Genomic DNA, 12,203 nt, shown 5'->3' with positions numbered 1-12,203 from the left:
TCTCAGTTTTTGACCTTCAATAATTTTATGCAGATAACATATCAATGGTATGAAGTTGTAGAGGAAGAAATTTATGGATATGCTGAGGGGCAAAAGACTCTCTACCTAAACCACCAGTTGTAAAAAACGGATGGTATGGTAATGTATGGTTGAACTTTTGGATCTCCACATGAACTCATGGTGGTCAACCCTCCCACATCTCGCAGAGTCTACGCTCCCACATTCCTTCATTCAACCTGTCCATGAGGTGGAGGTCAGATATGCTGCTAGGGCAGGATCTCTTCGTCCGTATGTTAACGTTGTTCCGACTCATCCGTGCTTCTTGTTATCTTGCTCTAACCTAGGTCATCATCATAAAAAGCGATCATTAAGCTGCTTGTGGTATCTCTGTAAATCGAGGGATATCCTGAATCATCTGTTCTTCACTAAACTCATGGCCCTTCTGCAAGATACCGAAAAGAATGCGTATGAGTTTGTTACATAACGCAATGAGAGACTGCATCTTTTTTAAAGGATTCACAGGCCGTTTGGTGTAATACTCGTGTAAGGTTCGAAAGGCTGAATTTTTAGCGACTAGCGGCATCATCACTCTAAAGAGCAAAGCACGAAGCCGTTTCCTGCCCCGCTTTGTTATCCTGGTTTGTCCTATGTGTGTGCCGGATGAATTTGTTTTCAAGTTCAGTCCAGCGAGCTTTGTGATCTGCTTCGGATGTCGGTACTGGCCAATGTCCCCTACCTCAGCTAGAAAGCCAGCGATAGTGTCCCGGCCTATCCCTTTCATAGCCAATACTTGCTCTACATGAGGGATCTGCAGTAGTAGTTCATCTAGCTTTACTTCCAATTCCTCAAGTTTGTTCTTAAGCCATTCGTAATGTGTCAGCAAAAACTTTAGCTCCATTTTTGCCAACTCGGAGCCTTGCTTAATGCCAACAGAACGGCTGGCTGCTGCCTTCAGATTCTGTATTCGACCTAGACCAAGCCCGCGCTTTGCAGCTTCTCTTAAATGCTGCAGCAACGTCTCGTCTGGCACAGAAACAAGCTCATGCGGCAATAAATTAAGGCTTAGCATTTGGATAGCAGATTTGCACTCCCAATCCTTAAATACCGTCAGAAACTCTGGAAAATACCGATCTAACCAGTTATGGACACGTGCTTGTACAACACAAAGGTCAGTTGTTAGGTGATCGCGAATTTTCATGGCTTCCCTCAGTTCGGCATAAACGCCTTGAGGAAGGCTCGGTACAGCGTATCTCCCGTCTTTGACCAACTGTGCAATCACTTTTGCGTCCTTCATGTCATTCTTTGTTGGCGAGTTGTCATCGAGTTCTTTGCTCTTTTTAACGTGCAGTGGGTTCACTACACCGTATTTCACTTGCTTATCTTTAAGAAAGTGAGCTAGGTTTAGCCAGTAGTGACCCGTTGGTTCCATACCAACTATGGCGTCCTTGAACCCTTGCTCCGTCGCAATCTTCTTGAACCAACTCACGAATAATTCGAAGCCTTCTCGATTGTTTTCAAACGTAAGTGGTTTCCCGAACTCGACCCCGCGAAAGTCTTGGGCTCTCGCCACATGTCTAAATTTTGCGATGTCGACTCCGATAATTAACGTAGAAAAAGTGATTTGATTAATTCGTTCATTTTGAGTAGAATTCATGTTGTAGTCTCCTTGGTTTTGTTTTTGGATCCGACGCTGGCCAGCATCTGGGACCCATTAACATCATACCAAGGAGTCTTTTTATATCTCAAATCTCGTATTTCTACATAATAGGAATGCTGCCCGTTACTTCAACGGAAAAGAAGCAGATGCCGGTCGCGGCGATCTGCTTCCTGATTAATTCACTATCGTTCCTCGTTAGTTCAGTACTGAATGTAACAAACTGATTACAACTCATTTTGACATACTACTTTGATCCTTATCAAAAAAATAGGGAGAGATAAAATAACCGGTTCACCCCGCTACCCTGCTCGTTGGCGCAATGAAGTAGATGAATCAATCATAAATTGACTTCAAGCTATTTGTTTTTCCTATCCCGTTGCTTGGTCTAAGTCATTAGTGCGATTACAACAGAATAGTGAATGGATTCCTGAAAAGTGAACACTAAATATGTATTGTTCTGCTTCTGTGGAGAATATATCATTTTTATGACTTCCTTCGGAAATCTGTGCAAGTTCTTGTCTTTCGGAAAGGACAAGAAGTTGTATCCATAAAAATAAAAAACCGCGTAAACCGCGGCTTCTTATGCATATATGTTCTTGTCCTCAAACAGTTGTCGGAGGACAAGAATAACTATCGATAAAAGACAAGAAGTTGTTTGCTTTTCTGTTTTCTTCAAGTTTGCAAAAAACAAAAAACACAGCGGCGGGGTTAAAACGCGCTGTGTTTATTATTTTTAGTTACAATTCCGAATATTTAATTGGAGCATTAAGTTTTCTTACATAATTATCAATGTAGTGTTTTTCTTTTTGATAGTTCTCAGGATACCCACACTTAGAATTAAAATATCTCATTGTATAAGCAATTGGTTTATGTATCTTCTCAACTCGGGGAAGGCGATTTTGTGTAAAAGCTTCTACTATGAAGGCCTATGTTAAATTCGAATGTTGAGTTTTGAACAAAGAAAACCGCCCTTTTGAAAAGGCGGTAAAATTGTCTCTTTTGTACTGCTATTTCATTCCTACTACAGCGGCGAACGCTTGAACGGCGGCATTGGCCACTTCCATGTCTTGCTCCATGGTGCCTCCGGCGACGCCGATACCGCCGACGGTCGTGCCTTCGCGAACGAGTGGTATGCCGCCTCCTAAGATGGTGACTGTCCCTTGGTTTGTCGTGTTGACCCCATAGTGTTGACCGCCGGGAAGCGCCGACTGGGCTAAGTTAGCCGTGGGCATTTGCATGGCTACACTCGTCCAGGCCTTCCCCTTGGAGATTTCGATCCCGGCGATCCGGGCATGGTCCATCCGGTGGAAGGCGACCAAGTTCGCCCCGGCGTCGACGATTGCGATATCGAAGGCGAGTCCCATTTGACGGGCTTTCTGTTCCGCAACCTCGAGCAATTGTTTCGCAATCTCCAATGTAAGTATCTCAAACACTCCTTGTTGTTTTGTTTCCTGCGGAATATTATTTACTAAATTTACTAAATTAGGGGCTGTCACATGAACATTTACGGCGTGGATGGAGTTATTTTGGTAACCTTTTACATTCCATTCAGCCTTCAGCGGTTGAACTTCTCCATGCTCGTTCGTTGCCTTGCTCATAATCGTGTATTGACCTGGTTTTTGAGCTTCCCACGCAAAAGACCATCTCCTCCATGAATAGGGAACATCAGGATCAAGTATGTTTGCTTCATTCCAGAGTGTCCCGCCATCTGTGCTAATCTCTACTTTCGTTACAGAATGCTCGCCAGCCCAAGCATACCCTTGTACCACGTTGGTGCCAACAGCCATCTCTTGCTCTTCTGTAGGAGATGCTATCGTTGAATTGATTAAAACTGGTGATAGCGGTCGTGCATGTTTGTAGTCGTTTGTTTTTTTTAGAATGACATAATCTATACTTTGAAATGGTCCCTTGAATGGCTGATCTACAACTCTGATCCTATGCAGCCATTTAACAGACGCAACTGCATACCATCCAGGTACAATTAGTCTTATTGGAAAACCATGTTTATCGGAGAGCGGTTCACCATTCATTTCATAAGCCAATAAAGTATCTGGGTGAAGTGCCTTGGCAACAGGAAGACTTCTTTTGAAAAATACCTGTCCATCCATGTCATTTCGCTGACCGTAATCTAATCCTTCAAAAACGATCTCAGTCGCACTTGGGGATACTCCTGCTTGGTCTAATACATCCTTCAGTCGAACGCCTCCCCAAATGGCGTTGCTTATCGCACCGAGCTTGAATTGGTTACCTTGTGCTTTTCTTTCAAATAACGAACGCTTGTTTCCTGCACACTCTAGAGTAGCAGATAGCGTGACCTTATTCATGTTTTTCAAATCAGCATACGTAAATTTAATTGGTTGATCTACTAATTCTTCAATTGAAAGGTACCAGGTGTTTATATCGATTGTCGGGTATTCAAAATGATTTCTGACGTAAAATAATTGATTCGGTGTAATGGTTTGGAGGTTGGCAACCATGGGAAATTCAAGATTTTCTGATGGGAAATAGGAAACTGGAACCAAATGAATGTCGCGCATGAACAAATCCACCTCTTCAGCTAAATATGAACAGAACAGCTATAGAATTTATTTTTAGCAAAGAAACGAAATTTTAACCATCAAACATCGTTAAAAGAAAACGAATGGATCGAAGATGAATCCGAGAATGTCGAGCTAGACTGGATAAAAGAACAGGTACAGCAAAGCTAGGGTGTCGTTCGCAGAGTAACTCCTCCTTGCTCTTTTGGTTGAAACGTTTTAGAAAGCGCTTACGAATGTGATAGGCTTATTATAAAAAAGGAGCGCATTGGGAAATTAGGGGGAATAAACAGGACAATCGAGTGGATTACAGAAAAAAAGAGGAGAGCTTGGCTCCCCCCACTTGACACGACGCTGCATTAATAATCAGTCGCGAGACCCATAAAATTTCTTTACAACATCATATGCCAGCTTAGGCCGTCTGTACTCATCTACGATTCCTTTGCTGTTTTTCGTCATTGCGCGCGTCAAGAGCCAACCAGTACCTTCCGTGACCCGGCAGTCGCAAAACTGCCATATAAAGGTGCCTGATAAATAAGACCGGGAAGCATACGCTGCTAAATTAAGCTCCAAGATGTCTCCTTGGCGTTCCTCAGAGCCCTTAACCCGAATCGGTGAGCGAAATCCATAGTATCCGTCCGCCCCGAACTCGCTTATGATCATAGGCTTTCCTCTGCCCCCGTTCTCTTCTGCATAAGCCCGAATTCGATCACTTAACTCTCCTGGATCTTCATCGGTGTACCACTGAGGATACAAATTGACGGAGATCACATCCGCCAAATCGAAACATAGTTCCTTCTCCCTATGGTGGGAGGCGAAAGTCAGTGGGCGGCTTGCATCCAGCTTGCGAATTTGCTGCATTTGGCGATGGTAATGCTCCCGTCCTTCCTCAGAATCGCTTGCACATTCGTTGAGAATCGCCCATAAAATAATCGATGGATGGTTGATGTGCTGCTCCACCATTTCCCGGTTTACCGTTTCGCACTGGAGGATAAAATTTGGATTGCGCATTTGCTCCAGACTGAGACCCCGCGCATGATTCTCCTCCCAGACGAATATACCCCGCTCATCGCAAAGATCAAGAAAGCGCTCGTCATTCGGGTAGTGGCTCGTTCTGACTGCATTGGCTCCGGTTCCGACCATTAACTCCAAATCTGTTACCATCAGCGACAAGGGAAGCGAGGGACCGGCAAGTGCATGATCTTCATGACGATTAAATCCTTTCAATTGGATAGGCTCGCCGTTTAACAGAATATTTCCGTTTATGGTCTCTACAACACGGAATCCAACCCTCTCTACCAAATCGTCAATCGCCAATCCCCTATTCACGTCATGAAGCTCAAGTCGTAGTTCGTACAGTTGAGGATTCTCAGCTGACCATGGGCGTACATCGGGAAAGCTGAAAGATTGCGTCAAAAACATCTCACCCTCGACTCCCGCTTGCAGCTCTAATGTACCAAAGTCAAGATGGGTAGAGGCTAGTTGCCCTATTAACCTTACAGTTTGCATCCGTCCCGATTCGTTGTGAACGGAAGCGGTAATACACGCGTTCCAGCCATCTTGGTCCCAATGGGGTATGAACTTAATTGCTTCAATGCAGCTGTCCCCTATATGTTCCATAACCACAGGCCGAATCAATCCGCCATACGTATAATAATCATTGGGGATGTGCAGGGACGAAGCTGCACTGAACGAATTGTCCACCTCGACGATCAGCTCATGCAGCCCCGGCTGGACATCGTGCACTTTCGCCGTAAAAGCTGTGTACGCATTATAATGTTCTGTTAGTAAAGTACCATCGAAGAACACTCTAGCTGTGTGGCTGACACCCTTAAACTCGAACCGCAATGAGGTTATTTCGTCAATCCGGATCATCCGTCGATAGGCTCCACGCCCCCGGTAGGAGGCTAGCTCCGGATGCTGCTCCCAGCAGCCGGGCACTACAAGCCTGTAAGGGTATCCCTCCATGCCCCTGGCAGGAATATTCTGCCCTGGAGCCAACGGAATGAAGTCCCACAGGCCTTCCAATTCAGTCACTTGTCGGACATAATGAGTCTCAAACAGTCTTATCATGCGATCCCTCCTTTTTGCTATGATTTGTATTGATTGCGGAATTGCGTCGGTGTAATGCCTTCGCTCCCTTTAAATATTTTATTAAAATAGGAGTGCTGGTAACCTACTTGCTCCGCGATTTCATTCACTTTCAATCCCGTTGTAAGCAACAGCTCTTTCGCTTTCCCGATTCGCAAGCGTGTTAAATAATCGACAAAATTATAACCGGTCACCTGTTTAAACGATCTACTGAGCGTGTAAGGATTCGAGGCAACAGCCCGTGCGCATTCGTCCAAAGATAAATCCTCGCAGTAGCGCTCCTCCATGAGGCGAATCACCTGTTCGATAATTTGCCGCATACGACCGCTCTGAAGAACTTGGAATTGTTCTAAATACGGCGCCATGATTCTTGCCTTGACCATCTTCTTGAGCAGTGCCGATTCATTCACCGCAAACAGTTCTTCTATTAAATGGCTGTCGCTCAGGAGAGGATGCTGCTGGAAACCGGTCTCAATAAACATGTGGCGCATCCCGTATACGAGTTGCAACAGGGACTGACGTACAGCTAAATCCCATTCTGCTGCTGCCTCCACCTCCTCGACAAAACGGTCAAGCAGGACATAAGCCTCTTCCTCCATCCCAAGTCGCATGACCTGAAGGAGCTCTTTTTCGACGTTAAAAGGGAATGGAACCGCTGGTCGCGAGCTTAACGTCACTTCTTCCATATCGATAACCTGATTGTTTTCCTGCACATCCCGGAATTTAGCCGTCTGCCGTGCTTGTTCCAGCATTTCAGGAATTTGTCCTACCTGAAGGGTAAGTTTGCCTAGTACAACCGTAGCCTGCAATCCGAGCACGTTACTGAGAGTTATCGCCATCTCATGTGACCAAACGAACAACTCATTGCGAATATCTTCTGAATCGGCATCTCCTGGGTACAGTAAAAGAACACCGACAGATAGATCCTGAAAGTTAATGATATGTGAGGAAGTGGCACGTGCAGCCGAGATCTCTCCGACAATATTAGCTGCAGCGAATGTAACCAGCTGTTGATCGTGTTCCCGGAACCGTTTCGACTCGCTAAGGCCTGATAATTGAACATACAATAAGGATATCTTCCGATTCGTGGCGTCTAGTCCGAGCTCTCCCATTCGAGTTTGCAGCTCTTGCTCTCGCAACGCATACAAATGTCCCTGGACAAGCTGAAGAAAGAATCCTTCTCTCAGGAAAGGGAGCGACTGCCGGATTCGATCCCGCATACTCACGCTCTCACTGGACAACTTCATCCATTCGTCTTCAATAAATTGCATTTCCCGCCTAATCGGAACGGAAGTATCCTCTCGCCCGGATCGGAATAAAGCAACCAAATTACCGATCGGTCTATACAATTGGTTTGAAGCAAACCACCCAAGCAAAATCGACACGAGAATGCCAATCATACTCGTTCCAAGTATAAGCTTGGATGTCAGAACGACCGGGCCGGTTAATTCTGTGACGGGACTTGCGATGGCGTATATCCATCCCGTTTTGGAAACTGTACCATAAGTGACAACAAATGATTGCTTTTCCCAATGAAACGAAAATTCCCCACGATCCCCTTGATGCCGCCTGATCTCACTTCTTAACTGCTCTTGGAAGGCCAAATTGTTGTCTTCAGGCTTGGCCACCCAGTCCCCATCGGGTCGAGTAAGCAGAGCCGCACCTTGTCCATCCGCGACGTAATGTTCGAGCATCGTTAACAGCTCCTTACGGCTCAAATGAACGACAAATGCGCCAAAAGGCGAATCCGATGCCCATGGAAGCTTAAAGATCAGCGATACTGGTGAAACAGATGTCTTGCTGGCGAAATCCGGAAGCCCGTACGCCCAAAGCAAACCAGCATCGTTGTGCAAGATAGCTTGGAACGAAGTGGTCTGTTCATCGTTTAGATAGTGAATTCCATCCGACCCGATCATTGCGTCTTGGCGAGATAAATATAGTTGGGCGTCACTGATCAGCAAATTGGATCCACCGACAACAAGCATATTTTGCATCAAATCCTGTGTTTGCGAAATCTGTTCAATGAATTCAATTCGGTCTAATCGATCACCGAACATTGGATTAGTCGACCACCGGCTTAACACCAATTCCATCTGCGAAATTTGTTCGTTCATTGCCTGGGAGAACTGCTCAATCTTTACTTTATGCAGCTTATTGACTTGCTTCTCGATCTGGCTGGTCCCAATCAGGTAATTGCTAACCGCGATCAAGGCTGAAGGAACACTGGTAATCAGCAAAACAAGGATTAAACTTCTGCGGAAATATTCACCCTTGCCGGACCTACCAAGCCTCCTTATGAAATTCGTGTTCCAGTTGATCACACAACATCACCCCGTAAACCCATTATAACACCCGATCGGAAGGCAAGCCCTCATGGGCTTGGTACGAGCTCATGAGGGACTAGCATTATTTGGAGCTGGCCTTCTTCTGATACTCGGCGTTATACTCCTCTTGAATTTTCATGTAGTTTGCGTCGGCTTTAAGCGCTGCTACGAACTGGTCCCAATCTCCAAGTGTAACCTTCTCCATGATAACCTTCGTCTTCATATCTTGAATCTTCTTGTCATAGTCGCTGCCTAACTTCTGCGCAGTTGGCGAGGTCACTCCATCTAGTGGGCTTGGAATACTAACTTTCTCTGCAGCATCGATATACGCCATGTCCCTCTTTGTCAGTTCTGGGGTCATTCCTAGTGCTACGTTCGCATATTTATCAAATTTCATGAAAATATTTTGCATAAACTGGAAGCTCGGATCATTCTTTGCTGCATCAGTCAGCACTCTGTTGTCACCTTGTAAGGTGAAATGAACGTCCTTCATTCCATAGTTTGCCAGATCCGACCCTTCGTCTGAAGCCCCGTAATCCAGGAATGCCAGCAGCTTTTTCACTTTGTCTTCCGGCACCTTCTTCGAGATTACGAACATGCCGAAATGACCATTACCCTTAGCCGCATACTTCGTACCGCTTGGCCCAATCAGATATGGCATCCATGCAAAATCGGGCTTCGAACTTGGTACAGCCGACGCAACACCTTGCACCATGGCAGGTTCCTGATTTGGTTTATCTGGAAAGATACCAGCTTTGCCGGCGAAGACGAGATCTTTCGCCTGATTGTGTTTTAGGAGTGCGAAATCTTGCGGAATTAGCCCTTCTTTATAGGCACGTCGGAACCATTCAAGCGACTGCTTCATTTCAGAACTAAACGTCATATCCGTAATTTTGCCGTCGACGACTTTGTACTTGCCACTGTTACCAATGAAGCTGTTCTCAATGAAACCGAATTGCCCCATATCGTTCTGATTGACGTAACCCGATAGTCCAATCGTATCCTTTTGCCCGTCCGGCGCGCTCTCTTTGAATGCCTTCATCACCTTATACAGATCCTCTGTCGTTTCCGGCATCTTCAGGTTCAGCTTGGTCAACCAATCGGCACGGATAAGTGGCTGCGCGTTACCTTCCGTTGGCCGCACCCGAGGTATGCCGTAGAGCTTGCCCTCGATTTTCGTATTGGAGAAGGTAATATCCGGGAACTTCATCAAATTCGGGTAGCTTTTAATCAATTCGGTCAAATCCCAAAATGCTCCTTGCTTCGCCATGGTCCGGAAAGAGGCATTGGCGATGTCTGTCACCAGCATCAGATCGGGAAGATCGCCCGAAGCCAGCGTCACGTTGACCTTTTCGGAGAAATTATTAGGAGCGACCCACGTAATATTCAGATTGGTATTTGTCCGCTTCTCTACTTCCTTCAGCACAGCGTTGTCCTTAGTTGGCGGTTCCTTCTGGTAATAAATTGAAAGAACACTTACATCTAACGGTTTTGTCTCAGCCGGTTTTCCTGGAGCCTGCTGGGCACCGCTACCAGCTCCATTACTCTTGTTCCCTCCGCCCGAACAGGCGGAAAGCGCCAATGCTGTCGCCACCATCACCGTCAACGTCAGCACCGTTCTCTTCTTGAGATTCATACTAAATCCTCCCTTTGATGTTTTTTTATCATATCATTCCTTCACGGAACCAACCATGGTACCTTTGGCAAAATGCTTTTGAAGGAACGGATATACCATAAGAATCGGTAATGTAGATAGTACAATTGCTGCCATCTTCTTCGTTTCCGCAGGAATATTCTGCATATCCAAATTAACTAGTGAATCAACACCGAGTGCCGTCGACGAATCGATGAGCAGATTCTGCAAGAAAATTTGCAATGGCCATTTCTCCGCATCATTAATGAACAATACCGCTGAGAAGAAGGTGTTCCAGTACGCTACAGCGTAAAATAGTCCGAAAGCGGCCAGCGAAGAGAGCGAAAGCGGCAAAATGATGCGAAACCAGACGCTCACATCGTTGCACCCGTCAATCCGCGCAGATTCTTCCAGGCTGGCAGGAATTGAATCGAAAAAACCCTTCATGAGCAGGACGTACCAACCGCTGGTAAGAACCGGCAAAATAAGCGAGGATAAGCTGTTGATCATCCCAAGCTCTTTGACCACCAAATAGCCCGGAATGATGCCCGGATTAAATAAAGTTGTAATCAGAATGAGCAGGAGCATCATCTTTCTTCCCTTTAAGCGTTTGCGTGACAAGCCGTAGGCGAGCGTAGACGTGACGACGAGACTTACCGCCGTACCCACAACGGCTAGGAACAACGAGATTCCGGCCGCTCGGATGAATGAAGGTGTCGCCAGAATGTATCGATACGATACCAAAGTCCATTCATGAGGCCAGAGCAGCAATCCTCCTTGTCTGTATTCTGCCGGAGTAGCGAATGAAACAACGAGTACATAATAGAAAGGAAAGAGACACACGAGTCCCAATAGGGTCAAAAGCACGATATTGCTCACCCGAAACATACGGTCGGAGAGCGGAATTCGAATCCGATTGTTGACGTTTATGGCTGCCATTAATACACGCCTTCCTCTCCGAATTTTTTGGAAAGCTTATTAGCTCCAATGACCAGCACAAGGCCTACAATTGATTTAAATAAACCGACTGCCGTACTGTAACTGAAATCACCCTGTTTAATACCCACGCGAAATACATAAGTATCAAATACTTCTGCTACATCCGCTACAGCTCCGTTCATCATCAGAAACACCTGCTCGAAGCCCACGTCCATCATATGGCCGATTCGCAGTATTAATAGAATGATGATGACATTTCGAATCGAGGGCAACGTAACGTTCCACATCATACGAATGCGACCCGCACCGTCCATCTTTGCTGCCTCATATAGCTGTGGGTCTACACCCGCAATCGCAGCAAGGAAAATCACGGTCCCCCAGCCCAATTCCTTCCATATTGTCTGGCCTGTTAACAGTGCCCAGAAGTATTTAGGCTCCGTCAAGAATTCAATTGGTCCCCAACCTACTAACTCCAGCAACTGGTTGAGTACACCGTGTTCCTTAGATAGCAGTAACAGGCTCAGCCCGACGATGACGACCCATGACAGAAAGTGTGGCAAGTAGACGACGGATTGCAGCGTTTTTTTAAACCACTCCGTTTGTAACTCGTTCAGCAATAGCGCTACAATAATTGGAAGAGGAAAGAAGAACACGAGACTAAGTACATTAATCGCCATTGTATTACGAAATAGCATATAAAAGTCTGCATTAGAAAATAGCCTGGCGAAATGTTCAAATCCAACCCATTCACTCTTAAAGAAGCCTAAGAAGGGGGAATAGTTCTGAAAAGAAATCATTACCCCCCACATCGGGACATATTTAAATATAAGAAAATACAACAGTCCAGGAGCAACAAGCGCATATAGAAACAAATCTTTCGCGATCGTTCTCCTGAAGGACGCTGCCAAACTCACTCCCGTCTGAGCGTTGCGGTTCTCCGCAATTTGTTTCCTGTCCATGTTTTTGACAAGCTTCATCGTTCTGCCTCCGTTTCTCTTTGGTGATGTCTTTATTCAGTCGAA

Annotated in this window: 7 protein-coding genes; all 7 read right to left on the bottom strand. The window is 45.7% G+C overall.

Annotated elements, in window-relative coordinates:
- Window positions 1-367 precede the first annotated feature (367 nt).
- The 7 genes from ACUN27_RS07620 to ACUN27_RS07590 all read right to left on the bottom strand — a co-directional run bounded on the left by ACUN27_RS07620 (window position 368) and on the right by ACUN27_RS07590 (window position 12,158).
- Window positions 368-1,654, bottom strand: a complete 1,287-nt coding sequence (locus ACUN27_RS07620) for an IS110 family transposase (protein WP_445558647.1) — start codon at window positions 1,652-1,654, stop codon at window positions 368-370.
- Window positions 1,655-2,664: 1,010 nt separating this feature from the next.
- Window positions 2,665-4,194, bottom strand: a complete 1,530-nt coding sequence (locus ACUN27_RS07615) for a molybdopterin-dependent oxidoreductase (protein ID WP_445558646.1) — start codon at window positions 4,192-4,194, stop codon at window positions 2,665-2,667.
- A 366-nt stretch (window positions 4,195-4,560) separates the two neighbouring features.
- Entirely contained in the window at window positions 4,561-6,267 is a 1,707-nt protein-coding gene (locus ACUN27_RS07610; RefSeq protein WP_445558645.1) for a glycoside hydrolase family 2 protein, read from the bottom strand.
- A 17-nt stretch (window positions 6,268-6,284) separates the two neighbouring features.
- Window positions 6,285-8,522: an AraC family transcriptional regulator gene (locus tag ACUN27_RS07605; RefSeq protein ID WP_445558644.1), complete on the bottom strand. Its 2,238-nt coding sequence runs from the start codon at window positions 8,520-8,522 to the stop codon at window positions 6,285-6,287.
- Between the two features lie 169 nt (window positions 8,523-8,691).
- Window positions 8,692-10,245, bottom strand: a complete 1,554-nt coding sequence (locus ACUN27_RS07600) for an extracellular solute-binding protein (RefSeq protein ID WP_315952213.1) — start codon at window positions 10,243-10,245, stop codon at window positions 8,692-8,694.
- Window positions 10,246-10,278: 33 nt separating this feature from the next.
- Window positions 10,279-11,181, bottom strand: a complete 903-nt coding sequence (locus tag ACUN27_RS07595) for a carbohydrate ABC transporter permease (RefSeq protein ID WP_445558643.1) — start codon at window positions 11,179-11,181, stop codon at window positions 10,279-10,281.
- Window positions 11,181-12,158, bottom strand: a complete 978-nt coding sequence (locus ACUN27_RS07590) for an ABC transporter permease (RefSeq protein WP_445558642.1) — start codon at window positions 12,156-12,158, stop codon at window positions 11,181-11,183. The genes ACUN27_RS07595 and ACUN27_RS07590 overlap by 1 nt, the downstream gene beginning before the upstream one ends.
- Window positions 12,159-12,203 lie beyond the last annotated feature (45 nt).

This window comes from Paenibacillus sp. WC2504 (assembly GCF_052682475.1).
The sequence above is the reverse complement of the archived record's forward strand: the minus strand, read 5'-3'. Positions and strand labels throughout refer to the sequence as shown.